Raw genomic sequence first — 26,505 nt, forward strand, 5'->3', positions numbered from 1 at the left:
GTGCACAGCGCAAACCTGTGGGCAAGCATAGCGCAGCCTGGCGGCGGTGATTGCGAAAGCCGCGACGGAACATGCGTTGCGAGCCCGCCCGTGGGCCAGTAAGCTGCTCGCACCGTGCGACGCGCGCGGATTCCTTCGAGAGAATGCCATTGATGCCGTCCGCGTACGACAATCCCGCCTATCTCGCGCAATTGCGGCGCGACCTGCTGCGTTTTGCGCGCCTGCAGCTGCGCGATGCGGATGCGGCCGAGGACGCTGTGCAGGAAGCACTGGCCGCCGCGTGGACGCGCGAGTGCGACTTCGCGGGCCTGTCCGCGCACAAGACCTGGGTGTTCGGCATCCTGCGCAACAAGCTGATCGACGTGCTGCGCGCGCGGCAGCGGATGGTGAGCCTGTCCGCGCTCGACGCCGAACTCGACGGCGAATCGGTCCTCGACCGCGAACTCTTCAAGAGCAACGGTCACTGGAGCGCGCACGCGAAACCGCGCCCGTGGCCGCAACCGGAAACGCTGCTGCAGCAACAGCAGTTCTGGATGCTGTTCGAGGCATGCCTGAACCATCTTCCGGAACAGATCGGACGCGTGTTCATGATGCGCGAGTTCCTCGATTTCGAGATCGCCGACATCTGTACCGAGCTGACGTTGACGACGAACCACTGCAGCGTGCTGCTGTACCGCGCGCGTACGCGCCTGCGCACCTGCCTGAGCGAGAAGGGGCTGACGACCGAAGATGCTACTGGGGAAATGTAAGGACGTGACGCGCCTGCTGTCGGATGCGCTCGACCGGCATCTGACGGCACACGAGCGTGTACAGGTGCGCGTGCACCTGCCGGCTTGCAGCGGTTGCCGGCAGTATCGCCGGCAGATCGCGTTGCTGCGTGCGGCCGCGAGAACTGCCACCGGCCGTGACGGCGGCGGCGCGGGAGAGACGTGACGGCGCGGCGTTCGGGGATCATCCGGCGCGCATGCGCCGGATTCCTGCAATAAGAAAAATTCGAGTAATTAGAATTATTCGAACAATTCACGCACCGATTCCGGCGGTCGCCCGATAGCCGCTTTGCCTTTGTACACGACGATGGGTCGCTGCAGCAGGATCGGGTGCGCGGCAATCGCCTCGTACGCCTGCGCGTCGGTCAGATCCGCGCGGGCCAGATCGAGTGTCTTGTACAGCTCTTCATTGTCACGGAGCATGTCGCGCACCGGACGCCCGAGCTGACGATGCAGCGCTTCCAGCTCCTGGACCGTCGGCGGCGTCTTCAGATACTCGACGACCGCGACGGGCGCGCCGCTCGGATTCAGCGACTCGACAAGCGCCAGCGTTTCGCGCGATTTCGAGCATCGGGGGTTGTGGTAGATCGTGATCATCATTCGGGACTGGATTGTGGATCCCGTATTGTAGCCAGTCCGGGCGCACGCTCGAATGGGTGTACTGGCGGGAACTGCTGCGTGCCGAACAGGGGCATGCGTTGTGCCGTGAGTTCGTAGCGCCGGCTGGCAGCAAGAATGGCGGCGGCGAATCGTTGAACGGTGGTCGGCATCGGTTTATGCGCATAAACCGACCGATGCAGGTTGAAGTCTGAGCGCCGTCGATGGCTCACGGACGGATGCGATCCCTGGCATCCCGACCGGGGGAGGGTGCCCAGCGACCAGCGACCGCAATGCTCCCGTTCTTTAGCGTGTTCGATTGCGATGCAACGGTGCGCCTTCGGATCGTGACGCGCCTGGTTTATGCGCATAAATCAGGCGCGGCGATACCAGACCGCACTCACGACAGCCCAAGCGAATTTGTCGTCGGCTCAGCGCACCTCTCCTCCGGTTTTCCTACGGCATTTCCGGGAGCCGCTCGCTGGCTCCGAGTCGGTTTATGCGCATAAACCGGACTGCATTTTGCCGCTTGCCGTCGCTCCCGACATTTCGACGACTGGGCTTGGGCTCGTGAGAACGAGTGTCCAGAGAATGACTCAATCCCGCACGTCTCGGCGTGCGTGTCACGTGTGCCGACGGACCGCACGCAAAGACGTTCTGCGCGGATACCCGAACTGGTCGCTCACCGCACGAGGACGCTACCGCTACCACACTGGTTTATGCGCATAAACGACTCGTCCGATTGGCCAATGCGTAGTTGATGAACAACAATTTCATTGAATTATGAATATCGTCCTGTAGAATTCCATCGACCAAAAACAGGAGTGAAAATTGGCCGCGGAAATCATAGCTGTCACTCAACAAAAAGGCGGCGTCGGTAAGAGCACGATCGCCATGCACCTCGGCGCCGCATTCCATGAGAAAGGGAAGCGCGTCCTCGTCGTCGACGCGGACGGTCAAAACACACTGGTTCACTGGTCGAGCGCATCGGGCGACAGCGACACCGGCATCCCTTTCCCGGTAGTCAATCTTGCGGAAGCCGGCAGCCAGATCCACCGCGAGATCAAGAAGTTCATCAACGACTACGACATCATCGTGGTGGATTGCCCGCCGTCGATCACGGAGAAAGTGTCCGGCGTCGTTCTGCTGGCGGCATCGATCGCCGTCATCCCGACTTCCTCGTCACCGGCCGATTACTGGTCGAGTGTCGGGCTGGTCAAGCTCATCCAGCAGGCGCAAGTGATGAACGAAGACCTGCGTGCGGTATTCCTGCTGAACAAGACCGAAGAGAAGCGCATGCTGACCCGCGAATTGAAGCGGGCGCTCGAAGAGCTCGGCTTCCCGCTGCTCAGAACGCAGATCCCGACGCGGGAAGCGTACAAGCAGGCAATGGCGCTCGGTCAAACCGTCCTGCAGATGAACGATCGCGGCGCCAGGCTCGCGGCTGCCGAAATTCGTGCATGCGCCGACGAGATCGTCGCGATGCTGCCCTGACTTTATGCGCATAAAGGAGTCGCATGAAACCCTCCCAATTTGCCAAAGGATTCCAAGCGCGCCCGGATACGACGACGAGTGAAAAGCGCACTGCCCTCGATCGACTCAACGCGATCGACGGACTCGTCAAGCCGGAAACGTCCGCTCCCGCCGCTGCGAAAGCGGCCAGGAAAGACATCGCGCCGTCTCCCGTTATCCCGGACATCGTCGCCGACGTGTCGACCGATGAGTCCGCGCAGTATCGCGCGTGGCGCCTCGAGAACCGCTACGCACCCGGGCAAGTGATCGAGCTTTCGCTGAAAGCGATCAAGCACAGCCCGTTCAACCCGCGACACTTCTATCTGAAATCGTCGATCGCAGAACTCGCGGTCAACCTCGCGAAGCAAGGGCAGCAGCAGGCGATTCACGTGATCCCCGATTACGACAACCCGGGCACGTACTTCGTCAGCGACGGTGGACGCCGCGTGCGCGCACTGAAGGAAGCGAACAAGGAAACCGTCAAGGCAATCGTGATCGATCTGCCGATCGGCCTCGAGAGCTACAAACTCGGGTATGACCTGAACGTTCAGCGCGATTCGCAAACCGTATTCGACAACGCCGTCGTATGGCGGCGCTTCCTCGACGACAAGCATTTCCAGAGCCAGAAGGAGTTGGCCGAGCATCTCGGTCTCGACGAGTCGACGGTCGCTGTCGCACTGTCGATCGGCAAGCTGCCGGAAACGGTCATGCAGGAAATGGTCGCCCGCCCCGATCGCTTCGGTTCCAACATGGCGTATCAGGTTGGCCGCTATCACAGCGCGCGCGGCACGGATGCGACGCTTCGCCTGATCAACAAGATCGTGTCCGACGACCTGAGCACGCGCCAGGTGTCCGACATCGTGAAGGGTCGCGCGGCCGCGCAAGAAACGCCGAAGCCGGCCAGCCGCCAGCGCTACGCGCAACGGCTCGAGATCAAGCTCGGCGGCGTATCGGTCGGTGATCTGAAGTCGTATGGGGACGATCGCATCGAATTGCGCCTGCGCGGATTGTCGAAAGACAAGCGCGACGCGATTCTCGAGCAGCTCGAGCGAATGTTGTTGTCGAAGTGATCAGAGGCGGCCGGCGCCGGGCGATGCCGGGGCCGCCGCAGGCAGGACAGGCGGCTCAGGCCGCCCGCGATTGATTCAGCGTAAAGGAGAGCAGATCGCCGTCGGTCGGCTCGCCCCAGGTCTTCTGGGCCAACCAGTCGAAGAAGGCCGTCTCGGCCAGTTTGGAGTCGAGGCCGCGCTTGCGCCAGTCCTCGCGCAGATGCGAGCCCAACGTCGGCAGCGCTTCCGACTCGAACGACTCGCGCGCCACTTCGCGTTCCACCTCACCCTGCTCGTCGTACAGTGCCTTGGCTTCCTTGCGACGGTAGGCCGTGTATTCGCTCAACAGACGCGCCTTCAGATCGTCCGGCTGGGCCGCTGCAGCCTTGCCGGACGGTGCACCGGCAGGCAGGGCGTCGACGGCCTCTACAGGCGGCGCATAGCCCTTCTTCAGCGCATCCTTGAACAGGGCCGCGGCGCTGCGCACCGGCGGCAACGACGTGCTGCGCATCCGCTGCTCGGTCATCTGCAGCGCGGCACGGATCCGGTTCTCCTCGCTGTCCGCGTACAGCGTCTGCGCTTCCTTCAGCGGGATACCGAGCTTCACCATCCGGTCGACCAGCGTGCTGTCGAACACGTTCGGATGTTCGTCGAGTGCCAGCATCGGCTGCTTGCGCTCGGTAACACGGAACTGGATCTCGGCCACCCGCCGCCCTTCGCGATGCTCGATCAGCTCGACGAAGATGTTGGTGACCGCGTTGACCTCGGCGATCGCCGGACGCAGATAGTCCCGCTTGAAGTACTTGTATTCGCGTTTCGCCTCGTCGCCAGCCTCGGTGTCAGGCGTACCGGACAGGATCGGCCGCCACCATTCCCATGGCTCGCGCATCGTCAGATGGCTCGGGTTCGTCAGGTAGCGCACGCAGATCTCGTACAGCGCGAGACCGGCACTGCTGCGCAGCTGGCTCTGGAACTGAAGGCTCAGGCGCGCATACTGGACCGGATCGAGCAGCTTCTTCTTGATCTTCGGCGCGAACGAAAATTCGACCCACACGCGGCGCGTTGCCGGGTCTTCGAGAATTTCCGCGTCCGCGATCAGCGTCGAGATCCCCCACTTGCGGCCAGGCTTCTGGCTCGACGTGCCCGTGCTCCATTCAACCTGCACCGACACCATCCGGCGCAGGTGTTCCTTCACCAGCGCGGTGTCGTTCGAGTCGAATGCGGAGTTGGCGACGATGTCCGACAACAGCGCGCGATAGGTATCGCCCGAATCGTCGGCCTGCTGCGCCACGGCCAACAGGACATTGAACAGCTTGCGAGTCAGGAGCGTGATCTTGCCGCTTTTCGGCTGAATTGCGATCGCCTCGACGGCCTTACGCAATTCGGCTGAACTGGCACTCACCACATCCACATCGGTTTTTTTGGCGCGCTTCGTGGCCATGCTTCGGGTCGGAGGAGAAGTTTCCCGGAAGGATAGCGTCTGTGGTGAAGCTCGTCCAGAACGACATACTCACCATATCCGGTGAAGCGCGCTTGCGAAACGGCGCTCACCCCAACCGGCTCCCGCAAAGGCTCACCGGTCTAGAATCACTGTGTTTCGGACTCACCTTTACGCGTCGGGGCAGACGCGGATTCACAGTTTTTTGCCTGTGCCGAACACGTGCGCGATGCACTCCCGTATCGGCTCACCTTTCATGATGTCGCAATTTTACGACTGGCTTTATGCGGTGCCCGCACAGTATCCACACTGCACCTAACTGATCACTGTGACCGCCGGCGCGGCCGCCTGTATGCATGTACAGGCGGTTCACGACGGGGCATCGCCAGGCGGCCCTGGTATCCCGAAAAGGCGCGGACGTGGCAACCCGAACGGCTCGATCCGTTGCGCCAAGCGTACGGTTTGACGCGTCCCGGCCGACGCTTCGGCAGCCGGGGCGCGCATTGTACAGTGCCCAATCACCAAAGGCTCCCGAAAAATCTCACCTCACGACCACACAGGCCGGACATTCGATTGCCGCCGGATCCCCGACACAGGCGGGATCGCCTAACTGTGGCTCCTGTATTTCCTCACCTTATCGACAAAAAGCGCTGTGAAAACCGCAGCCAGCAAGACTCCCGAAAAGTCTCACCGTAACCTCCGCGGTTTCAAAAATCCCAATGTCCTCCGATACTTATGTGCAATTGTCGAATGCGCAGGCCAGCACAGCGATCTCCCGAATAGCCTCACCTTTCCCGGGCAGTCATTCGTACGACGACAACGTGTCGGCTCCCGAAAAGCTTCACCTTTGCCGAAAAAGCGCTCGCCAAAACAGCCTCACCATGTAGCTCTGGCGGCCTTTTCCACGGAAGTAACCACCCACATCTCCCGAAAAGCCTCACCTTTGACCATTTCTCGAGCAAATAGCGTTCCCGAAAAAGCTCACCTTTGGACTGTGCATATCGATCTCGAGCCGGGTCCTGAAAACGCTCACCTTATGCAGCGTGGACCAGGAAAACCCGGATTTCGCCCCCGAAAAGTCTCACCTTTACGGTTCCACCGGCCCACAGACGGCCTTTTGCTGTGCAAAATCACGTTCGCCTCCCGCAAATCCTCACATCAAATCGGCCGCGAATCCCGTGAAATCTCACCTTTCGCCCGAATTGCCTAAAAGAAGGGCAGAAACGGCGGTAAACGAAGGTCCTGAAAAGCCTCACCTATGTCTGCACAGGCAGAAAACTGTACGCTCAGACACAGCGGGCGTTTCGCGGCTGTGCCGTCCCGAAAACGCTCACCTGTGGAAAATCCGTTGATTTGCTGTGCTCCTGAATCCGCTCACGACCTTTCCCGCAACGGCTCACGCAGCTCCCCGAACCCCATCACGTCGGCTCCCGCAGAAGATCACCTTGATTCCCGTAAAGCTTCACCTTGTCGGCCGGAAACCCTTGCTACGTAAGGCTGTGCCGTGGCGTTAACGTTTTTAACTAAGGGTTCAAAGGTGTTTACTTCTAATACTCTCAACACGTCCCCCCGACGAGTTTTCCACAGATACCCCAACCCCAACACCCAGCGTCCTGCCCACAGTGCATCCTGTGAAACAACCCTGTTTTTTCGTGGACTGACGAAAAACGCCGCGAATACAATCGCTTAGGGTCGTTTCTTCGCTTTGTTTCACGGAATCTGTCGCTGTGATTGACGACAAGCGCTCACAGCAACGCTTCCTGTGCACAGCGACGCAAAATTACAACGTCTGGCAGAAAAAGGTATTGAAAAATACGTATTTCGTTATGATCGCGACATTCGAATCTCAGTGAGCTACGTCATGACCCTCGACGAGATGCGCCAGGTCATCCGGGAAGAGCTGGAGTCATTGCGCGCAACCGGTGCCCGACGCCAGGAGCTGTCGCTGCATGCGTGCAAGCGCTTGTTCTTCGATCTTGGAATCCGGCCGTCGGCCGCCAACGTCCGCGATCTTACGCAGACAGGCAGCGCCAGCGACATTCCGAAGGACATCGATCACTTCTGGGAACGGATCCGTTCCGCGTCAAAGGTTCGCCTCGAAGGCGCAACCATTCCGAAAGCGGTCGAGGAGAAAGCCGGCGCCCTGCTCGGCGCACTCTATGAAGAAGCGCTGAAAGCTGCGCGGGACAGTCTTGATGCCGACCGCGAGCAGGTTCGCGCGAATGTCGCACAGGCCGAACAGCAATTGCGCGACGCAACCGTTCGCCAGGAAACGCTCGAGGCTGCCCTCGCGCGCAGCGAAACCCGCAATGAGCAGTTGCAGGCACGTGTTACCGAACTCGAGGTTCAGCTTGCGTCACAGACAACGCACGGTTCGGCAAACGAAGCGACACTGCTCACCACAGTCGGCCGCCTGGAACAGGAAGTGGTCACGGCCAAGAGCCGCATCGATGCCGAGCAAACGCAGAATGCCGCGCTGCGCGACCGCATCGACGTACTGCAAGCCGAGCTGCAGCAGCGCACCGAGCATTACGCGCAGCAGATCAAGGATGCCGTGGCGGAAGCGGAGCGTCGCGTGAAGCCGATGCTGGTCGAACTGGATTCGTTGCGCAGCATGGCGTCGACCTACCAGTCCGGATTGCGCGATGTGCAACGCAAGGAATTCGATTTTCTGCAGCAGCTGAGTGCGGCCAAGGCTCGTGCGGACCGTCTCGACGAACAATTGCGCAGCCAGGGCGATGAATTGGAAACGGCGACGCGCGAGCGGAATGCGCTGCGCGCGAATCAACGGATGAATCCGGAGATCGCCACACTGATCCGGCGCCTGGCCGAAACCGGCAAGCTCGATGCCGATGCATTCTCCGTGATCGGTACCACGCTGGACCACGAAACGCCGGTGCCGAACCAATGCCCGCATTGCGACGGCGAGCCCGAACTGTCACATGACGAAGCGGGTTTCGAAGTGTCGTGCCCGGAGTGCGAACACGCGTCGGGTTCGTGGCCGTCCCGCTTCGAAGCAGTCACGCGCTTTGCCACGACGGATCGGCATTGATCAGGACCGCGGGCACAGGTGAGACACTGCGGGAAGCAAAAGGTGAGGATATTCGGGGGCGCTGTAAGGGTGAGGTCGTGCCGGGCAAGGCTGCTCACGCATCGTTAGCGTGAGCAGCACGGAGGTCAACCGTGAGATTCGCGGTCGGGCGCCATCTCACCTTCGCGTTCAGCCAGATCGTCACGCCAGTTTTTCCACGCGCGATGCAGGCGATTCGAGGAAATCGGCTGCATGAAGCCCAGCCACTGGCCGACCCGCTCGAGTGGCACGTCGTTCTCGAACAGCTCCGCGGCATAGGTGTTGCGCAGGGTCTGCGGGCTTGCGCGCGCGGTGCGTGACGACGCAATGTCGGCCGCTTCGACGATCGCGTCGACCGCGCGCAACATCGTTGCCTTGTGCATCGGGCGTCCGGCATGCGAGGCCGGGAAGACGAGTTCGCCCGGAATCTCCTGACGCTTGCGTTCCGCGAGCCACGCGTCGAACAGCGCGATCGCGAATGACGCCAGATGCGTTTCCCGTGCGAAATCGGGATGCGTCGACGGAATCTGCAGCGTCGTGCCGCTCGTATTGATGCAACTAATCGTAAGAACGCGTGCTTCGCCGGTCTTCACGCCGGCGCCGAGAAATGCGGCGACGAGCGCCCGGTCGCGACGCTCTTTCCATAACGCGGCGCCGGATTCGACGATCGGCGAAAACAGATAAGTGAGCAACTTCGCACGCTCGGACGGCGCGAGAAAGCCGGTCGGTTCATTGTCGCGTGCCTTGCGCCAGATCGCTTCGCCATCCTGAGCGATGAAGCGGGCCGGGTTGGTCGATGCAAATTCGCTGCGCCGGATGTGGTCGAGGACACGCTCGATCAACCGCAAATAGCGCATGCGCTGCGTTTTCCTGATCGGCAGTTCGCCGACGAAATACGCGATCGATGCGGTGTCGACGGTCGCGAGATCCTTTTGATGGGCGCGCAGCCACGTGAGAAAGGCGCCCCATTGCGCGCGATAGACATCGGCAGACGACTGTCGATAGTCCTGCATCGCAAGCCATGCATCGAAGGCCGCTTCGGGGGATGCGATCCAGTCCGACGCACCGCGGTCGAACAGATCCTTTTCCGAGTCGGGCGAGCGAGCTTCAGCAGATGAAGGAAGGGACATGTTATTTATTCCGTTAGTTGCGCATATGGTAGTCCTTTCCGCAACGTCGTAGTCAATCGCCCCAGGCCTTGGCGACGCGGGCGGCTCGCGGTGCGGGTTGCGCATCGTGTTGGCGTGCCGCGGCCTCGTATGCTTTGAGCGCGAACGAGAACGCGGCGGGCAGTGCGTTCGAGCGCCCGAAATCGATCGGATCGTCCGTTTCGGGAAACGTCATGTCCGACGGCCGTTCGAACAGTTGACGCATGCCGGCCTCGTGCCGGCTGGCGAAACCGAGGTCTGCCAATGCCTCGGCTTCGATTGCGTGCAGCAGGCGCCAGGTCAGCGGCACCTGCTGGCGGGTATAACGTTCGGCAATGTGGCGAACGATCTTTTCCAGGTCGTGCGCAGCAGCCTTGAAACTGAGCGCGGCCAAGTCTTGTTCTTCGGTCATCGCAGGCTCCTGTCGACCAGAGTTGGCGCTTCAGCGCCTGCTCTGGTCCCGTGCTTCGCGGTCGACCAGCGTTGGCACTTCGGCGCTCACGCCGGTCACGTGCAAAGCGGAATGTCCGTATACTGTACAAACATACAGTATTTTGCGCAACTGGCCGATCGGATGACTCGGCAGCCCGTCAGCGATGAATCACGATCAACAACGCTCTCGCTTCGCTCTTGCCGGGGTTGCGGATCGCGTGCGGCGCGTCGGCCGCGTAGCGTGCGGTGTCGCCGGCTTTCAGGCGACGTGCGGCCCCCGCCGCCTCGATTTCCATCGCGCCCTGCAGCACCGTGAGGTGCTCGCGTGTGCCCGGTTCATGAGCGTTCGACGCGAGCGCGCCGCCGCCGGGCAAGGTCAGTTCGTACCACTCGAACTTGCCGGCGAGGTCGATCGGGCCCCACACACGCAACTGATACTGGCCGTCGTGGCCGGCCAGCGTCGGGATGTCGTGCGGGCCGTCGACACGAATCGTCTCCGCTGCTTTCGGCTGCGAGAACAGTTCGTCGAGCGTGATGCCGAGCGCATTCGTCAGGCGCCACGCGACTGCGATCGTCGGGTTCGCCTTGTCCCGCTCGATCTCGGAGAGCATCGATTTCGACACGCCTGCCGCGCGCGACAGGTCGTCGAGCGTCAGCTTGCGCTCGTTGCGCAGGCGCTGGATCTGTTCGCCAACGCGCGGGGGCGTCGCGGCGGCCGGCGGCTGGGCGGCGCTCGCGGGCGCGCGCCGAGATCCGGAGGAACTTGCCATTTGAATTCCGTTCGCTTAGAGTTGTTCGGTATTTCGAATTTTAGTTCGGAATAACGGAAAAGAGCGGTCAACCGAACGACCGACTATAACAGTAGCAGGCCGCTGCGCCGCCACCACGAATGGCGCGCGGCGGATTGCGAATCCAGTCAGGAGCTTTGCGATGCGTGATGCCTTTCTCGCCCAGGTGCGCGGGACGCTCGACCAGATCCGCGCGGACGGTTTCTACAAGACCGAGCGCGAGATCGCGAGCCCGCAAGCGGCGGCCGTGCGGCTCGCCGGCGGTGCCGGCGTGCTGAATTTCTGCGCGAACAACTATCTCGGCCTTGCGAACGATCCGCGCCTGATCGCGGCGGCCAAGGCCGGCCTCGATCAGGACGGGTTCGGCATGGCATCGGTGCGCTTCATCTGCGGCACGCAAACCGTGCACAAGCAGCTGGAAAGCGCGATTGCCACATTCCTCGGCACCGAGGACAGCATCCTCTATTCGAGCTGCTTCGACGCGAACGGCGGGCTGTTCGAAACGCTGCTCGACGAGAACGATGCGGTGATCAGCGACGAACTGAACCACGCGAGCATCATCGACGGTGTTCGTCTGTGCAAGGCGAAGCGGTACCGCTACCGGAACAACGATCTCGCCGATCTCGAAGCGAAGCTCAAGGAAGCCGATGCGGCGGGTGCACGGCACAAGCTGATCGCGACCGACGGTGTGTTCTCGATGGACGGCATCATCGCCGACCTGAAGGGCATCTGCGATCTCGCCGACCGCTACGGCGCGCTCGTGATGGTCGACGATTCGCATGCGGTCGGCTTCATCGGCGAACATGGCCGCGGCACGCCGGAACATTGCGGCGTCGACGGGCGCGTCGACATCATCACGGGCACGCTCGGCAAGGCGCTCGGCGGCGCATCCGGCGGCTACGTCGCCGCGCGCCGCGAGATCGTCGAACTGCTGCGCCAGCGCTCGCGCCCGTATCTGTTCTCGAACACGCTCACGCCGAGCATTGCCGCCGCGTCGCTCGAAGTGCTCGAGCTGCTTGGCAGCGACGAGGGCGCGAAGCTGCGCGAGCGCGTGCGCGAGAACGGCGCGCGCTTCCGCGAGCAGATGACCGAAGCGGGTTTCACGCTCGTGCCCGGCGCGCACCCGATCATTCCGGTGATGCTCGGCGACGCTCAGCTCGCGACGAAGATGGCCGATGCGCTGCTCGGCGAAGGCGTCTACGTGATCGGCTTCTCGTTCCCGGTCGTGCCGCGCGGGCGCGCGCGGATCCGCACGCAGATGAGCGCGGCGCACACACCGGAACAGATCGACCAGGCTGTCGCGGCATTCGTGCGCGTCGGCAAGTCGCTCGGCATCGTCTGACGGAGAGCCGACCATGAAAGCACTGGCAAAGCTCGAGCGCGGCCCCGGCCTGACGCTGACCCGCGTGAAGCGGCCCGAAGTCGGACACAACGACGTGCTGATCAAGATCCGCCGCACGGCGATCTGCGGCACCGACATCCATATCTGGAAGTGGGACGACTGGGCGCAAAAGACGATTCCCGTGCCGATGCACGTCGGTCACGAGTACGTCGGCGAGATCGTCGAGATGGGGCAAGAGGTGCGCGGCTTCGCGATCGGCGACCGCGTATCGGGCGAAGGGCACATCACGTGCGGCTTCTGCCGGAACTGCCGCGCGGGACGCCGCCACCTGTGCCGCAACACGGTCGGCGTCGGCGTCAATCGCGAAGGCGCGTTTGCCGAATATCTCGCGATTCCCGCGTTCAACGCGTTCAAGATTCCGCCGGAGATCCCGGACGATCTTGCGTCGATCTTCGATCCGTTCGGCAACGCGACGCATACGGCGCTGTCGTTCAATCTCGTCGGCGAAGACGTGCTGATCACTGGCGCCGGCCCGATCGGCATCATGGCCGTCGCGATCGCGAAGCATGTCGGCGCGCGCAACGTCGTGATTACCGACATCAACGACTACCGGCTCGAACTGGCGCGCAAGATGGGCGCGACGCGTGCGGTCAACGTCGCACGCGAGTCATTGCGCGACGTGATGGCCGACCTGCACATGACCGAAGGATTCGACGTCGGGCTCGAGATGTCCGGCGTGCCGAGCGCATTCACGGGCATGCTCGAGGCGATGAATCACGGCGGCAAGGTCGCGCTGCTCGGCATTCCGCCCGCGCAGACGGCGATCGACTGGAACCAGGTGATCTTCAAGGGGCTCGAGATCAAGGGCATTTACGGCCGCGAGATGTTCGAGACCTGGTACAAGATGGTCGCGATGCTGCAAAGCGGGCTCGACCTGTCGCCGATCATCACGCACCGCTTCGCCGTCGACGATTACGAGCAAGGCTTCGCGGCAATGCTGTCGGGCGAGAGCGGCAAGGTGATCCTGGACTGGACTGTGTGACGGTGACGCACGACGGCACGTAGCGATTGCCGTTTGCTGCGTGCCGCGCGCCGCTTCTCAAGGTCAGTGTCAATACAACGTCAGTTTCAAAGCGCGGCGCGCCCGGCTCTTCGGCCGGGCGCGTTTGCCGCCAGCACGTCGTTGACCGCATTCGTCGGTGATGTCCGGGACATCTCCCGACTCACTGTCGCGCACGCCATCTCCGCTCGCGATCTCACGCCCGCCGTCGCGCATCTCACCCGTCACGTCATTCGTCGCGAAAGGTGAGGAGATTCGGGAGCACATTTTCGGATCGCAGATGCGCACCTCGACGCGCGTCGCCAGGTTGATCGGTGAGGCTCGCGCAAAAACTGCGATCACGGTTGGCTCCTCGCCATTCACATCTTCGGCGCACGAACACAGTCGTTCTGGTTCACGCCGCCATCCGCTTCCCTGCTTCGCCCGCTTTCCAGCAAGCCGAGTTGAACCCCAGCGCACCGAGCGGCTCGGGATACTGCGTGCCGAGCGCGAACCCGCGCGCGGCGGCGATCGCGGTGCGCGGCATTCGATCGGCAACGCCCGCAACGCCCTTGTCCCGGCGTGGTCTTTCACCCGAGATCCTTGACGGCGGAGAACGATCGTTCTACCGTATACGCATGAACACACATGACGACATTGCTGCCGAGCCGGGCGTGCGCGAGCGGCTGCTCGATGCGGCGGAAGCGCTGATCTATTCGGGCGGCATCCGCGCGACGGGCGTCGACGCGATCGTGAAGCGCTCGGGCGCCGCGCGCAAAAGCTTTTATTCGCACTTCGAATCGAAAGAGGCATTGGTGGTCGCTGCGCTCGAGCGGCGCGACGCACGCTGGATGCAGTGGTTCGTCGATGCAACGCTCGCCCGAGGCAAGACGCCGCGCGCGCAACTGCTCGGGATGTTCGACGTGTTGCGCGACTGGTTCCGGCAGCCCGATTTTCACGGCTGCGCGTTCCTGAACACAGCCGGCGAGATTGCCGACGCCAATGATCCGGTGCGTGTGGTCGCACGTGCGCACAAGGCGCGATTGCTCGCGTTCGTGCGCGAGCGGCTCGACGCGCTGGCCGGTGATGACGGGATCGACCGGCGCGCGGTTGCACGCGTCGCACGTCAGTGGCTGGTCCTGATCGATGGCGCGATCGGCGTGGCGCTCGTGAGCGGCGACGCGACTGCCGCGCGCGATGCGCGCGCCACCGCCGAACTGTTGCTCGACGCCGCGTCGCGGTCGCCGACGTAGCAAAGCTGCCGCGCTTTCGCGCGGCCAAACCCTGAACTGGAGAATGCGATGTCCGAATCAGCCGAAGTCCGTCCGCCCGTCCCGCCGTTTACGCTCGATACCGCGCGCCAGAAAGTCCGCGCAGCCGAGGACGGGTGGAATACGCGCGATCCGCAGCGCGTGTCGCTCGCCTATACGCCGCAAAGCCGTTGGCGCAATCGCGCGGAGTTCGTGACCGGCCGCGACGAAATCGTCGGGCTGTTGCAGCGGAAATGGGCGCGCGAGCTCGATTACCGGTTGATCAAGGAACTGTGGGCGTTCGGTGGCAACCGCATCGCGGTGCGCTTTGCGTACGAATGGCATGACGATGCCGGCAACTGGTTTCGCTCGTACGGCAACGAGAACTGGGAGTTCGACGAAAACGGCCTGATGGCGCATCGCCACGCGAGCATCAACGACCTGCCGATCCGCGAGGCGGACCGGCTCTTTCACTGGCCGCTCGGCCGTCGTCCGGACGATCACCCCGGGCTGTCCGATCTCGGTCTGTAAGCGCATCGATCCGACGACGGCGACGGCATCCAGGTGCCGTCGCGCACCGTGCAGGAATCCAGGCCGGAAGCAGCGCCGCAACCGAACGGTGAGGAAATTCGGGAGCGTGGATTCGAGCACGGTGAGCTTTTTCGGGAACCCCCAGAGCGTTGCCACGGTGCGCATCGACATGTCGTGCACTTCACCGATGAGCATCGCCTGCGCGTCGTCGCACGTGCCGTGCGATTCGACACGTAGATCGCGTCACCTCACGCGCAACGGAACGCGTTGCGCGCCCCGTCGCTGACGAACGAGCTCACCCCGCAATGCGCTTCGCGATCGCCTCACCCACTTCCACGGTGCCTGCGCTGCCGCCGAGATCGCGCGTCCGTGGCCCCGTGCGTAGCACGTCCTCGATCGCGGCGACGATCGCATCGTGCGCTTCGCGCTCGCGGCCCGCACCGTTGCCGACGAAGTCGAGCATCATCGCGGCCGACCAGACCATCGCGATCGGGTTCGCGATGAATTGCCCGGTGATGTCGGGCGCGGAGCCGTGCACAGGCTCGAACAGCGACGGAAACGTGCGGTCAGGATTGAGGTTCGCCGATGGCGCGATACCGATCGTGCCGGTACATGCCGGGCCGAGATCCGACAGGATGTCGCCGAACAGGTTCGACGCGACGACGACGTCGAAGCGGTCCGGCTGCAGCACGAAGCGTGCGCACAGGATGTCGATGTGCTGCTTGTCCCAGACGATGTCCGGATAGCGCTCGGCCATCTCGGCGGCACGCGCATCCCACCACGGCATGCTGATCGCGATGCCGTTGCTCTTCGTCGCGACGGTCAGGCGTTTCGCGCGCCGCTGCGCGAGCTCGAACGCGAACTTCAGCACGCGCTCGGTGCCGTGCCGCGTGAAGATCGATTGCTGCATCACCACTTCGCGGTCGGTGCCCTCGAACATCGTGCCGCCGACCGACGAGTATTCGCCCTCGGTGTTCTCGCGCACGATCATGAAGTCGATGTCGCCCGCGCGGCGGCCGGCGAGCGGCGACGGCACGCCGTCGAACAGGCGCGCGGGACGGAGGTTGATGTACTGGTCGAATTCGCGGCGGAATTTCAGCAGCGAACCCCACAGCGAGATGTGATCCGGCACCGTGGCGGGCCAGCCGACTGCGCCGAACAGGATCGCGTCCACGCCGGCAAGCTGCGCCTTCCAGTCGTCGGGCATCATCCGGCCGTGCTGCGCGTAGTAGTCGCAGCTCGCCCAGTCGATGTGTTTGTATTCGAAGCGGATGCCGAAGCGGGCCGTCACGGCGTCGAGCGCGCGCAGGCCTTCCGGCATCACTTCACGGCCGATGCCGTCGCCGGGGATGACGGCGATGGTGTAGATCTTGTCGGTCATGCGAGTGCTCCTCTCTATCAGATGTCGGCCAGCGCTAGCGCTCCGGCGCTTACGCATGGTCCCATGCTTCGCGGTCGGCCAGACTTGGCGCTCTGGCGCTTGTTTCGGCCCCGTGCTTCGCGCGCTGATTCGATGCGAAGTTTCAGGGCGGGTCTCGCCGTCGCGGCCCGCGCCCGGCGGCGTTCGATGGCATTTTATTTATTTCCATCCGGATTAAAATCGCCTGAAACGTTAATCGACTTTCCACGAATCGTGAACAAATCGCCGAACCTGGACGACCTGCGCGTGTTCAGCATCGTCGTCCGCCTGACGAGCTTCAGCGCGGCGGCCGAGCAGCTTGCCGTGTCGCCGGCGTACGTCAGCAAGCGTATCGCGTTGCTCGAGGCGCAACTCGGCACGCGGCTGCTGCATCGCTCGACGCGCCGCATCACGGTGACGGAAGCCGGCGAACGCGTGCTTGCGCGCGCCGAGAAGATACTCGACGACGTCGATCATCTCGTCGATGACGTGTCGACAGCGCGCACGGTGCCGCGCGGCACGCTGCGCATCTCGAGCAGCTTCGGTTTCGGCCGGCACGTCGTCGCGCCCGCGCTGCTCGACTTCACTGAACGCCATCCGCAGCTGAACGTCCGGCTCGATCTGTTCGACCGGCTCGTCGACGTCGCGGGCGAAGGGTTCGACCTCGACATCCGGATCGGCGACGAGATCGCCGATCACCTGATCGCGCGCCGGCTCGCGGCAAATTACCGGGTGCTGTGCGCGTCGCCCGACTATCTCGCGCGGCGCGGCACACCCCGCTCGCTTGCGGAACTGTCGTCGCACGAATGCCTCGCGATCAAGGAGCGCGATCATCCGCTCGGCGTGTGGCGGCTGAACGTGCGCGGCGAGACGTCAACCGTGAAGGTTGGCGGCGCGCTGTCGACGAATCACGGCGAAGTCGCGGTGCAATGGGCGCTTGCCGGGCGCGGGATCGTGCTGCGTTCGATCTGGGAAGCCGGGCCGTTGATCGCGAGCGGCGCACTGTGTCGCGTGCTGCCGGACGCGACGCAGCCGGCGAACATCTGGGCCGTCTATCCTGAACGCGTCGCGACGTCGGCGAAAGTACGCGTGTGTGTCGACTTTTTCGTGGATGCGTTCGCGCGTCTGGATGAGGCGGCACGCGACGGCGCCGCGTGATGCGGCGCAAAGGTGAGCTTTTTCGGGGGCATGTGCAGGCACCGGCAGGCGCGCCGTTCCGGTCCGCGGAATAGGGCGAAACGGAACGAGGCGGAACGAGGCAGGACGAAAAAGGACGAAAAAGGACGAAAAAGGACGCTCCGATCGTTTTCGGCGGGCATGCCGAGCAAAGCGGCGATGCAGGCTTCGTCATGCATTGCGCCGCCCGGCAGCGTCAGGACTCCGTCAACACCTGCCGCCAGGCAAGTTCGGTCCATTGCCTGCGCTGGGCCTCCCGGCGCAGCGTGTCGTCCGGATTCACGACGCTCGGATGATGCACGGCTTGCAGCAGTGGAATGTCGTTGAGCGAATCGCTATAGCCATAGCTCCCGTCCAGTGTTTCGCCGTGCCGCTCGAGCCATGCGTGCAGTCGCGTGACCTTGCCCTCGCGATAACTCAGCACGCCGCGGGTCCGGCCGCTATAGACGCCATCCGCCACCTCCAGTTCGATGCCGATGGTGTCGGCCACGCCCAGCCGCCGCGCGATCGGCGCGACCAGATGCTCGCCCGACGCCGAAATGACCAGCACGCGGTCGCCGCGCGCGCGATGGTGTGCGAGCTGACGCAGCGCGAGCGGGAAGACGCGCGGCACGATCACAGCCTCGATGAAGCGGTCGACCCACGGTTCGACGTCGTCACGCGTGAGGCCGCGCAGCGGCGTCAGCGTGTAATCCATATAGTCTTCCATTGCCAGTGTGCCAGCATAGTAAGCACGCAGCAGTTCGGCTTCGCGCGGCAGCATGTCGGCCGGCGCCAGGCCGTGCTCGACCTGGAAACGCAGCCAGAGATGCGAACTGTCGCCGTCGACCAGCGTGTCGTCCATGTCGAAGATCGCGAGCGCCATTTAATGCACCTCGCGAACTTGCTGGCGGTCGATCGACAGCGCGACCGCACGTCCGGCCGGCAGCAGATCGTCGACGCCGCGGTTCAGGTGGTCGACCTGCAAGCTGACGCCGTCGGCCTCGACCTGGTAGCGGATGATGTTGCCGAGCAGTTGATGGCTGCGGATGACCGCCGGCAACGGCGCGTCCGGATGGGCGGGATGGCGTGCATCCGGCTCGCAAAGGTGGATCGATTCCGGCCGGATCGCGAGATGGCCGGTCAGTTCGATCCCGAGCAGCCGGGCCGCTTCAGACGGCGACAACAGGTTGTAGCTGCCCATGAAGCGAGCGACGAACGCGTTGGCAGGACGCGTATAGACGGTCTCGGCCGTGCCTTCCTGCACGATGCGTCCGTGGTTCATCACGAAGATGCGGTCCGATAGCGTGAGCGCTTCTTCCTGATCGTGCGTGACGAATACCGTGGTCAGGCCCAGCCGCTGCTGAATGTCGCGGATCTGTTCGCGCAGGTTGCGGCGGATGCGCGCGTCGAGCGCCGAAAGCGGCTCGTCGAGCAGCAGGATGCGCGGCTCCACCACGAGCGCGCGCGCAAGTGCCACACGTTGGCGCTGTCCCCCGGACAGCTCGTGCGGATAGCGGGCCTCCATGCCGCCCAGTTCGACGAGCCGGATCGCATCGGCCACGCGCCGCGCGGTTTCGTCGGCCGGGCGCTTGCGCATCTTGAGACCGAACGCGATGTTCTCCGCGACTGTCATATTCGGAAACAGCGCGTAGCTCTGGAACACCATCCCGATGCCGCGCCGTTGCGGCGCCAGTGCCGTGATGTCCTGGCCGTCGACGCGGATGCAGCCGGCGTCCGCGTCGGTCAGGCCTGCCAGACAGCGCAGCAGCGTGGATTTGCCGCAGCCGCTCGGCCCGAGCAGCGTGACGAATTCGCCTTGCCGGAGACCGAGCCGGATGTCCTCGAATACGGTTGTCGCGCCATAGCGCTTGGTCAGACCGTCAATTTCCACAAAATCCATAAGGAAACCTATTTGTTGTTTGAGCGGCCGAGCCGATTGGCCAGCCAGGTCAACACGAGTGTGCACAGGAAGTAATTCATCACCAGCGCGCTGGTGAAGTGGCCACTGCGCGCATTCAGGCTGTACAGATAGACCTGCAGCGTTTCGTAGCGTGCACCGACCAGCATGTTGGCGAACACGAATTCGCCGAACAGAAGCGAGAACGACAGGAACAGCGACGCCATCAGCGCTTTGCGCAGATTCGGCAGAATCACCTGCATGAACGCGCGCGGCGTGCTCGCGCCGAGCAGGCAGGCGGCGTCCATCAGGCCGGCGACATCGAGTCCGCGCAGGCTGTCGGCGAGTGCGCGGTACATGAAAGGCAACGCGATCGTGAAGTAGCTGCCGATCAGGATCCACGGCGTGCCGACGATCTGCACCGATCCGTCGGCGAACAGCTGCAGCAGACCGACCGACGCGACGACCGGCGGCATCGAGAACGGCGTCAGGATCAGCACGTTCATCCAGCGGTCGGCGCGCGGGAAGCGGTAGAACACGACGAATGCCGCGGGCACGATCACGAGCGTGGCGAGCAACAGCGTGCCCGCGCAAATCAGCAACGAATGGGCAAACGCAGTCAGGAATCTCGCGTCGTGCCAGAGCTGCAGGTGCCAGTCGAGCGTCAGTCCTTCGGGCAGGATCGACGCTTCCCATCGCGTCGACAGCGAGTAGAGCAGTGTCGCCAGGATCGGCAACGTGAGCAGGAGGCTCAGCAGCGCAACGACACAGCGATGGAGGCGATCAGCGCGCATGGTAGCTCCTCTTCAATAGCCATTGGTTGACGGCGGCGATGAGCGCGAGCAACGCAACGAGCAGCACCGACAGCGCGGCGGCCAGGTCCGGCTGCAGATCGAGGTTGCCGGACACGAGGCTCGCAATGCGCACGGTCACGAGGTTGACGTTGCCCGAGGTCAGCGCAAAGGCGGTCGCATATGCGCCCATTGCATTGGCTAGCAGCAGGATGAAGGTGCCCAGCAACGCCGGCGCGAGCACCGGCAGCGCGATGTGCCGCCAGTACGCCCAGCGCGTTGCACCGAGCAGCGCGGCGGCCTCCTGCCACTGATCGTCGAGCGCATCGAGCGCCGGATACAGGAGGAGCAAGCCGAGCGGCAACTGGAAATACGTGTAAAGCAGGATCAGTCCGTTGCGCGAATACAGATGAAAGTCCTGCAGCAAGCCCCACTCGCGCAATAGAAGCGTGAGCGCGCCGTTGGTGCCGATCAGGATGATGAACGCGAACGCCAGCGGCACGCCGGACAGGTTGCTCGTCATATTGGTGAGCGCGATCACCACGTTTCTCAGCCGGCTGTCGACGCGGCGCAGCGACACGGCGCCGAGCAGTGTGATCAGCAGCGCAATGACGCTCGAATGGAGCGAGAGGCGCAGGCTGTTGTCGAACGCCTGGCGGTAGAACGGTGAGCCCAGAATGGCCCGGAAATGCTCGAGCGACAGGCCATGCTCGCCCGTCACGCTGTGCGCGAGCACCCAGCCCATCGGCGCGACGCAGAACAGGCCCAGCAGCGCGAGCGTCGGCATGAGCAGGAGTGCCGAGCGCCAGTAGCGCAGGCGACGTGAACGGGCAGGCGGGGCGCCGACGCGCATCGTTAGCGGCGAAGAGAGGGAAGTTTTCATTGGATCGGTGGTGTCGAGAGGCCACACGAACGCCGAGGCGAGCGGGCCGTCTGCCGCGTCGGGGCGGCGTCGCCGTCGGGCAGCGACGCCCCCTGACATGCGGCGCGTGCTTATTGCATGTTGACGATCACCTGCTCCTGCCACTGGCGCGGCAGCTGCTTCTGCGTGTTTTCCCAGGCGGCGATATCGCCGATCGGCCTCGCGACGCGGTATTGCGCAGCCGGCAGCAGCTTGGCGGCGATATCCTGCGGAATCCTGACTTCCGCGCGGATCGGACGCGCATAGCCACGCGCCAGGTTGACCTGGCCGGCATCGCTCAGGATGTACTCACGCGCGAGCATCGCTGCGTTCGGGTGCTTCGCGTACTTGTTGATGATCGTCGAGTAACCGTAGGTTAGCGAACCGTCCTGCGGAATCGACACGTCGAAGCGCGAACGATCGATCTTGTCGCGGTAGGCGAGCGCATTGAAGTCCCACTGGATGCCGACTTCCACTTCGCCCTTTTCCAGGTTCGCGATGTTCGGGTCGTTCAGCGTCAGGCGGCCCTGCTTCGCCAGTTGCGCGAACAGGTCGAGCGCCGGTTTCAGGTTCTTCTCGTTGCCGCCCAGCGCATATGCGGCGGCGAGCACCGCGCTGCTCGCGCGCGCGGAGGTGCTCACGTCACCGAGCGCGACCTTGTACTTGCCCTTGAGCAGGTCGGCCCAGGTCTTCGGCGGGTTCTTCACGAGCTTGTTGTTGACGATGAACGCAATGGTGCCGGTATACGACACCAGCCATTGGCCGTCCTTGTCTTTCGCCCACGCGGGGATCTGATTCCACGTCGTCGGCTTGTACGGCTGCGTGACGCCCTTTTGCACCGCCACCGGCGCAAAGGTATAGCCGACGTCGCCGATGTCGCCGCTCGCGTTGTTCTTCTCGGTTTCAAACTTGGCGATTTCCTCGGCCGAGCTCAGGTCGGTGTCCTGGTGCTTCAGGCCGTATTTCTGGGTCAGTTGCGCCCACGTGTCCTGCCAGTTGGCCCAGTCGGCAGGCATGCCGAGGCTGTTGACCGCACCTTCCTTCTTCGCGGCGACGATCAGGTTGTCGGTGTTCTGCGCAAACGCGGTAGCGACGGTCAGTGTCAAGGCGCCAGCCATGCAGCCGGCAATCAGGGTTCGCACGGTAATCATCCTCTGGACTAGTCAAAAAAACAGCGCGAATAGTAGAGGCCGAATGTGTCAGTTTTGCGTCCGGGCGGTCGCGCTCCGGTTTGGAGTCCGGAAGATCGAGTATTTCATCGGTCTTTATGCGGTAAATTTGCGCGATTTCGCGGATGTCACACGGCCGTCATCATGCTTTGGCAAAAAGACTGGTCTCGAAGAACGACAATTGGACTAGTCCTGAGATGAGCGATCGTCCTCCTACCCAGATCACGCAGATCCGCCAGGCGCTGGCCGGCCAGATCGACAGCGGCCTGCTCACGCCCGGCATGAAGTTGCCGTCCGAGCGCGAGCTGTGCGAGCTGTTCGACACCACCCGAATCACGCTGAAGGATGCGCTGCTGGCTCTCGAGGCGGAAGGACTGATCTATCGCGAGGAGCGGCGCGGCTGGTTCGTGGCTTACCCGCGGCTGAACTACAACCCGCTCTATCGCACCTATTTCCAGCGGATGGTCACGCTGCAGAAGCGCGAGGTGGAAACCCGCGTGGTTGCGACCAGCCAGGTGGTCGCGAGCCCGGTGCTGTGCAGGGAAATGGAATTGGCGCCGCTGACTCGCCTATACCAGATCTGCCGCCTGCGCTACCTCGACGGCCGGGCGGTGTCGTATGTCGAGCATTTCCTGAAGCCGGAGCGTTTCCCCAACATCCTGGAGCGCGACCTGTCGAAATCGCTGACGCTGACCTACATGCGGCACTACGACCTGCATTTTTCCCGTTCGCGCTTCGAGATCTATCCATCGGCCGCGCGCGGCGAGGTCGCGCAGCACTTGAACGTCACGCCGGGCAGCCCGATCCTGATGATCGCGAGGGTCAATTACGACCAGCATGGCATGCTCGTCGACTGCGACCACGAATACTGGCGCCACGACGCGGTGCGCATTTCGGTCGACAGTCAGGCGGAACAACCATTGGGCGTAGAAGATGCGGCATGAGCGCCCCGAACGCGCCACGTCATCGAGCAATCACATGCCTCATTCCATGCAAGCGATTCAGAACCGGTTCGACGCGCTGTTGAGCCACAACGTGCAAGAGCCATCTCGTTGGCCTGTTCGCGGTCTCACGTGGGACCTGGCCGCGAGACTGCTGCAGCGGCTCGACAGCGTGCGGCTGTTCGGCCACGCGTATCCATTGCTGACCAACCTGACGCACGGACGCTATCGGCCGATCGACCTGCTCGATTTTGCGTGGCGCCACGAACTCGACGGCGTATGCATTCATCTGCTGGACGGGGAAGCGCGCAGCCTGAGCCGGATGAGCGATGACGAATTGCGCATAGTCGCGCGCCGTGCCGAGACGCTCGGCTTGGCGGTCCACCTGGAGATCAGCAGCACGGCGCGCGTCGACGTCGATGAAGCGGCACGGATCGCTCAGGTCATGGCGGTGCGCAACCTGCGGGTCTACGCACGCTACGAGGGCCGGCTGTCTGCCGTCATGGACCGGATCGAGGCCGATCTGCGCTACATCGCGCAACTGGCGGACCGCTGTGATTTGCACGTCGATTTCGAACAGCACGAAGAACTCAAGAGCGCGGAGATCGCGGCGCTGCTGCGTCGCGTCGATCACCCGCGCGTCAATGCGCTGTTCGACTTCGGCAACATGATCAACGCCGGTGAAGCGCCGCTGCAGGCGTTGCGGACGTTGGCACCGCACATCCGTCAGGTCCACATGAAGGGCGTGCGCATCGTGCCGGAAGCGCGAGGATTCGGCCATTACGGCGTGCTGCAAGGCAGTGCCGACGATGCGCTGCCCGGCGCGCGGATGCTGTTCGAACTGTTGATGCTGGGGGAGGACGCGCCGCAAGTGATCGCCTTCGCCCTTGAGCAGGAAAACCACTATCCCGCGCCGGCATTCCGGCTGATCGACGAAGAGCCGGACCCGTTCATTCCGTACCGCGCGATGAGCGATACGCCGCTACCCGCGGGTTATACCGTCGAACAGATGATGGACGGGGAGGAGCGTTGGGCGATCAACCAGATTGCCTATGTGCGCGGGATGCTGCGGGAGTTGAGGGTGCTGGCGGAGTGCGCGCTGCGCGCGTCGCCTCACAGCCGCTGATCCCTCGCCAGCATCAGCACGCGCGCCCAGCGCAGCGCGTCGTTCTTGTCCGTCATCGGCAGCTTCCATTCGCTGCGCGACGCATCGCGGACACGCACGACGAGATGCCAGCGCCCACCGATCGGCGCGGCCTGGCAGCCGTCGAGTTGCGACAGCGTATAGCGGCCGTCGTCGCCATCGTGCGACAGCCACAGCAGCCCTTGCGTCGCGGACACGCGCAGCTCGCCCCACGCGCGATGCACGACGTGGGTCCAGCCTTCTTCCTTCGTGTTCGGCGCGATGTCGCGGCGGCGCTTGATCCACCAGGCAACGAGCGCGATCAGCAGCGCGGCGGCGACTGCCGCGGCGGTCACGGCGACCGGCTGGCCGAACTGGGCGGCGATGACGTGAAACGTATGAATCGCGCCCCACACGAGAGCGATGAGCGCGAACAGGGCAATGAATATCGGCATGTCGGAATCAGAAAAGGAACGGACCGGCGCAGGCATCGCGCCGGGCCGTCTTGCACGACGTCACCGCTTGCGGTGGATGTCGTGCGTCACGAAGCCCGAGTCGTTCGTGGGCAACGCGAGGCCGTCCTTGACGGCGAGCGTCTTGCGGATGTCCGACAGACCTGCGGACCAGTGGTCGCGCATCGTCGACAGACCGAACTGATAGTCCTTGTAGTGATGCTCGTAGGCCTTCTGCTGGTAGATCAGGTGCTGGATGTTGTACTTCTTGCCGCACGACATCGCATCCGCCTCGATGCACCACGGGTCGGTCTTGCGCTGCTCTTCCGGCACCTGGTCGAGCACCTGCCGCAGGATGTTGCGATATCGCTGTTCGCGCTGCAGCGTGTCGGTGACGAAACGCGTGCGGCTCGAATACTGGACATCCTTCGTGCGCTCGGCAACGTCAGCCATCGTGCGCGGCAGCGGCCCGCGCGCGCTCCACAGGTCGACCTGGAACGCGAGCGTGTCGCGGCGCGGACGCGCGCGCAGCACTTCCATCAGCGGCGTGTTCGACACGACGCCGCCATCCCAGTAGTACTCGCCTTCGATTTCGACCGGCGGGAACGCGGGCGGCAGCGCGCCCGACGCCATGAAGTGCTCCGGCTCAAGGCGCGTGTGCGTGTTGTCGAAGTACACGAAGTTGCCGGTGCCGACGTTGACCGCGCCGACCGACACGCGCGTCTCGCCCGAGTTGATCCGGTCGAAATCGCACAGCTTCAGCAGTGTCGCGCGCAGCGCGGACGTGTCGTACCAGCTGACCTTCTCCGGATGATCGGAGATGCCCGGCAGCGGCGGCGGGAAGCGCGGCGCGAAGAAGCCCTGCTGGCCCTGCATCATCGCGCTGGCGGCCTGCGACGCGGTGAAGAACGTGCGGATCTGGTCGATGCTGTTGAACAGCGCAAATTCGAACGCGGCCGGTATCGCAGGAAAGAATGCCGGCTGGCAGATCGTTTCCCAGAACTGGCGCAGCCGCTCGACGCGATGCTCGGGCGCGTTGCCGGCGATCAGCGCGGTGTTGAGCGCGCCGATCGAGATGCCCGCGATCCAGTCGAGCGGGATGCCCGCCTCGTGCAAGCCTTCGAACACGCCGGCCTGATACGCGCCGAGCGCGCCGCCACCCTGCAGCACGAGCGCGATCGTCTCGTAGGGCAGCGTGCGCGCGGGGGCCGGCGCGCCGGCCTCGTGATGCAGGTCCGCCGCATCGACGGCCTGCTTTTCGGTGCGGGCGTGCGGCTTCATTGCATGAACCAGCCGTGGCTGACGACGAACGACTGGCCGGTCAGCGCGGCGCTCGGGAACGCCGACAGGAACAGCACCGTCTGCGCGACGTCCTGCACCGTCGTGAACACGCCGTCGACCGTGTTGCCGAGCATCACCTTCTTTACCACTTCCTCTTCGCTGATGCCGAGCTCCTTCGCCTGTTCCGGAATCTGCTTGTCGACGAGCGGCGTGCGCACGAAGCCCGGACACACCACGTGCGAACGCACGTTGTGCTTCGCGCCCTCCTTCGCCAGCACGCGCGCGAGGCCGAGCAGCCCGTGCTTCGCGGTCACGTAGGCCGACTTCAGCGGCGACGCTTCGTGCGAGTGCACCGAGCCCATGTAGATCACGACACCGCCGCGATCGTCCTTGTACATGTGCTTGAGCGCGGCCTTCGTCGTCAGGAACG

28 protein-coding genes are annotated in these 26,505 nt (G+C 63.6%); 12 read left to right on the plus strand and 16 right to left on the minus strand.

All coding sequences use genetic code 11. From position 1 onward, the window contains the following. Nucleotides 1-152: 152 nt before the first annotated feature. Together DID96_RS21355 and DID96_RS21360 are read left to right on the plus strand one after the other, a co-directional pair. Nucleotides 153-749, plus strand: coding sequence for an RNA polymerase factor sigma-70 (locus DID96_RS21355; protein WP_124601254.1), 597 nt, complete (start codon nt 153-155; stop codon nt 747-749). Continuing rightward, nucleotides 730-933 (plus strand): zf-HC2 domain-containing protein, encoded by a 204-nt coding sequence (locus DID96_RS21360; protein ID WP_124601255.1) that lies wholly within the window; start codon nt 730-732, stop codon nt 931-933. The genes DID96_RS21355 and DID96_RS21360 overlap by 20 nt, the downstream gene beginning before the upstream one ends. Before the next feature lie 74 nt (nt 934-1,007). On the opposite strand, the gene arsC is transcribed toward DID96_RS21360, so the two are convergent. Continuing rightward, entirely contained in the window at nt 1,008-1,364 is a 357-nt protein-coding gene (gene arsC / locus DID96_RS21365) for an arsenate reductase (glutaredoxin) (RefSeq protein ID WP_124601279.1), read from the minus strand. A gap of 831 nt (nt 1,365-2,195) precedes the next feature. On the opposite strand from arsC, the gene parA reads away from it, so the two are divergent. Both parA and DID96_RS21375 read left to right on the plus strand, forming a co-directional pair. Beyond that, the gene (gene parA / locus DID96_RS21370) at nt 2,196-2,858 is read left to right on the plus strand and encodes a ParA family partition ATPase (protein ID WP_124601256.1); all 663 of its coding nucleotides are present in this window, start codon (nt 2,196-2,198) and stop codon (nt 2,856-2,858) included. 23 nt (nt 2,859-2,881) lie between these two features. Continuing rightward, nucleotides 2,882-3,946: a ParB/RepB/Spo0J family partition protein gene (locus DID96_RS21375; RefSeq protein WP_124601257.1), complete on the plus strand. Its 1,065-nt coding sequence runs from the start codon at nt 2,882-2,884 to the stop codon at nt 3,944-3,946. 55 nt (nt 3,947-4,001) lie between these two features. On the opposite strand, the gene DID96_RS21380 is transcribed toward DID96_RS21375, so the two are convergent. Further along, nucleotides 4,002-5,366: a replication initiation protein gene (locus DID96_RS21380; RefSeq protein ID WP_124601258.1), complete on the minus strand. Its 1,365-nt coding sequence runs from the start codon at nt 5,364-5,366 to the stop codon at nt 4,002-4,004. A gap of 1,858 nt (nt 5,367-7,224) precedes the next feature. Here DID96_RS21380 and DID96_RS21385 point away from each other — a divergent pair. Then, nucleotides 7,225-8,415, plus strand: a complete 1,191-nt coding sequence (locus DID96_RS21385; protein ID WP_124601280.1) for a DNA-binding protein — start codon at nt 7,225-7,227, stop codon at nt 8,413-8,415. A gap of 125 nt (nt 8,416-8,540) precedes the next feature. Here the strand turns inward: DID96_RS21385 and DID96_RS21390 are convergent, their stop codons facing one another. From DID96_RS21390 to DID96_RS21400, 3 genes are all read right to left on the minus strand, one after another. Next, entirely contained in the window at nt 8,541-9,563 is a 1,023-nt protein-coding gene (locus DID96_RS21390) for a tyrosine-type recombinase/integrase (protein ID WP_124601281.1), read from the minus strand. 52 nt (nt 9,564-9,615) lie between these two features. Then, entirely contained in the window at nt 9,616-9,993 is a 378-nt protein-coding gene (locus tag DID96_RS21395) for a DUF2471 family protein (RefSeq protein ID WP_124601259.1), read from the minus strand. Nucleotides 9,994-10,171: 178 nt separating this feature from the next. After that, the gene (locus DID96_RS21400) at nt 10,172-10,783 is read right to left on the minus strand and encodes a helix-turn-helix domain-containing protein (RefSeq protein WP_124601260.1); all 612 of its coding nucleotides are present in this window, start codon (nt 10,781-10,783) and stop codon (nt 10,172-10,174) included. A 160-nt stretch (nt 10,784-10,943) separates the two neighbouring features. Here DID96_RS21400 and DID96_RS21405 point away from each other — a divergent pair, with 160 nt between their 5' ends. Both DID96_RS21405 and tdh read left to right on the plus strand, forming a co-directional pair. Then, entirely contained in the window at nt 10,944-12,143 is a 1,200-nt protein-coding gene (locus tag DID96_RS21405; RefSeq protein ID WP_124601261.1) for a glycine C-acetyltransferase, read from the plus strand. 13 nt (nt 12,144-12,156) lie between these two features. Then, nucleotides 12,157-13,185 (plus strand): L-threonine 3-dehydrogenase, encoded by a 1,029-nt coding sequence (gene tdh, locus DID96_RS21410; protein WP_124601262.1) that lies wholly within the window; start codon nt 12,157-12,159, stop codon nt 13,183-13,185. Between the two features lie 69 nt (nt 13,186-13,254). Here tdh and DID96_RS21415 read toward each other — a convergent pair whose 3' ends face one another. Beyond that, entirely contained in the window at nt 13,255-13,545 is a 291-nt protein-coding gene (locus DID96_RS21415; RefSeq protein ID WP_124601263.1) for a hypothetical protein, read from the minus strand. Nucleotides 13,546-13,597: 52 nt separating this feature from the next. Next, complete coding sequence (locus DID96_RS39000) at nt 13,598-13,729, minus strand: hypothetical protein (RefSeq protein ID WP_260463968.1); 132 nt, start codon at nt 13,727-13,729, stop codon at nt 13,598-13,600. A gap of 91 nt (nt 13,730-13,820) precedes the next feature. Between DID96_RS39000 and DID96_RS21420 the strand changes: the two genes are divergently transcribed. Then, on the plus strand, nt 13,821-14,435 hold the full coding sequence (locus DID96_RS21420) for a TetR/AcrR family transcriptional regulator (protein ID WP_124601264.1): 615 nt from the start codon (nt 13,821-13,823) through the stop codon (nt 14,433-14,435). Nucleotides 14,436-14,483: 48 nt separating this feature from the next. Beyond that, nucleotides 14,484-14,963 (plus strand): nuclear transport factor 2 family protein, encoded by a 480-nt coding sequence (locus DID96_RS21425; protein WP_124601265.1) that lies wholly within the window; start codon nt 14,484-14,486, stop codon nt 14,961-14,963. 295 nt (nt 14,964-15,258) lie between these two features. Here DID96_RS21425 and DID96_RS21430 read toward each other — a convergent pair whose 3' ends face one another. Then, a complete protein-coding gene (locus tag DID96_RS21430; RefSeq protein ID WP_124601266.1) occupies nt 15,259-16,344 on the minus strand; it encodes a tartrate dehydrogenase in 1,086 nt (361 codons plus the stop codon). 252 nt (nt 16,345-16,596) lie between these two features. Between DID96_RS21430 and DID96_RS21435 the strand changes: the two genes are divergently transcribed. Further along, nucleotides 16,597-17,520 carry a LysR substrate-binding domain-containing protein gene (locus DID96_RS21435; protein ID WP_185732316.1) on the plus strand — a complete coding sequence of 308 codons (924 nt, stop codon included), beginning with the start codon at nt 16,597-16,599 and terminating at the stop codon, nt 17,518-17,520. A gap of 214 nt (nt 17,521-17,734) precedes the next feature. On the opposite strand, the gene DID96_RS21440 is transcribed toward DID96_RS21435, so the two are convergent. From DID96_RS21440 to DID96_RS21460, 5 genes are all read right to left on the minus strand, one after another. Next, the gene (locus DID96_RS21440) at nt 17,735-18,403 is read right to left on the minus strand and encodes an HAD family phosphatase (protein WP_124601268.1); all 669 of its coding nucleotides are present in this window, start codon (nt 18,401-18,403) and stop codon (nt 17,735-17,737) included. After that, on the minus strand, nt 18,404-19,420 hold the full coding sequence (locus tag DID96_RS21445) for an ABC transporter ATP-binding protein (RefSeq protein ID WP_124601269.1): 1,017 nt from the start codon (nt 19,418-19,420) through the stop codon (nt 18,404-18,406). Nucleotides 19,421-19,428: 8 nt separating this feature from the next. Then, nucleotides 19,429-20,211: an ABC transporter permease gene (locus tag DID96_RS21450; RefSeq protein WP_124601270.1), complete on the minus strand. Its 783-nt coding sequence runs from the start codon at nt 20,209-20,211 to the stop codon at nt 19,429-19,431. Next, complete coding sequence (locus DID96_RS21455; RefSeq protein WP_260463969.1) at nt 20,201-21,091, minus strand: ABC transporter permease subunit; 891 nt, start codon at nt 21,089-21,091, stop codon at nt 20,201-20,203. The genes DID96_RS21450 and DID96_RS21455 overlap by 11 nt, the downstream gene beginning before the upstream one ends. A gap of 110 nt (nt 21,092-21,201) precedes the next feature. Beyond that, nucleotides 21,202-22,260: an ABC transporter substrate-binding protein gene (locus tag DID96_RS21460; protein ID WP_124601271.1), complete on the minus strand. Its 1,059-nt coding sequence runs from the start codon at nt 22,258-22,260 to the stop codon at nt 21,202-21,204. A 215-nt stretch (nt 22,261-22,475) separates the two neighbouring features. Between DID96_RS21460 and DID96_RS21465 the strand changes: the two genes are divergently transcribed. Further along, a complete protein-coding gene (locus DID96_RS21465) occupies nt 22,476-23,222 on the plus strand; it encodes a UTRA domain-containing protein (protein ID WP_124601272.1) in 747 nt (248 codons plus the stop codon). Further along, nucleotides 23,212-24,345 (plus strand): sugar phosphate isomerase/epimerase, encoded by a 1,134-nt coding sequence (locus DID96_RS21470; protein WP_221624595.1) that lies wholly within the window; start codon nt 23,212-23,214, stop codon nt 24,343-24,345. Before DID96_RS21465 ends, DID96_RS21470 begins: the two co-directional genes overlap by 11 nt. On the opposite strand, the gene DID96_RS21475 is transcribed toward DID96_RS21470, so the two are convergent. The 3 genes from DID96_RS21475 to DID96_RS21485 all read right to left on the minus strand — a co-directional run. After that, on the minus strand, nt 24,333-24,797 hold the full coding sequence (locus DID96_RS21475; RefSeq protein ID WP_124601273.1) for a hypothetical protein: 465 nt from the start codon (nt 24,795-24,797) through the stop codon (nt 24,333-24,335). The two genes, DID96_RS21470 and DID96_RS21475, sit on opposite strands and share 13 nt — an antisense overlap. 60 nt (nt 24,798-24,857) lie before the next feature. Next, a complete protein-coding gene (locus DID96_RS21480; protein ID WP_185732317.1) occupies nt 24,858-26,075 on the minus strand; it encodes a patatin-like phospholipase family protein in 1,218 nt (405 codons plus the stop codon). Then, nucleotides 26,072-26,505, minus strand: a 434-nt coding sequence (locus DID96_RS21485) for an SDR family oxidoreductase (protein WP_124601274.1), incomplete at its 5' end; no start/stop codon positions are given. The genes DID96_RS21480 and DID96_RS21485, both read right to left, overlap by 4 nt.

Source organism: Burkholderia sp. Bp8963 (genome assembly GCF_003854275.1).
GTDB lineage: Bacteria > Pseudomonadota > Gammaproteobacteria > Burkholderiales > Burkholderiaceae > Burkholderia.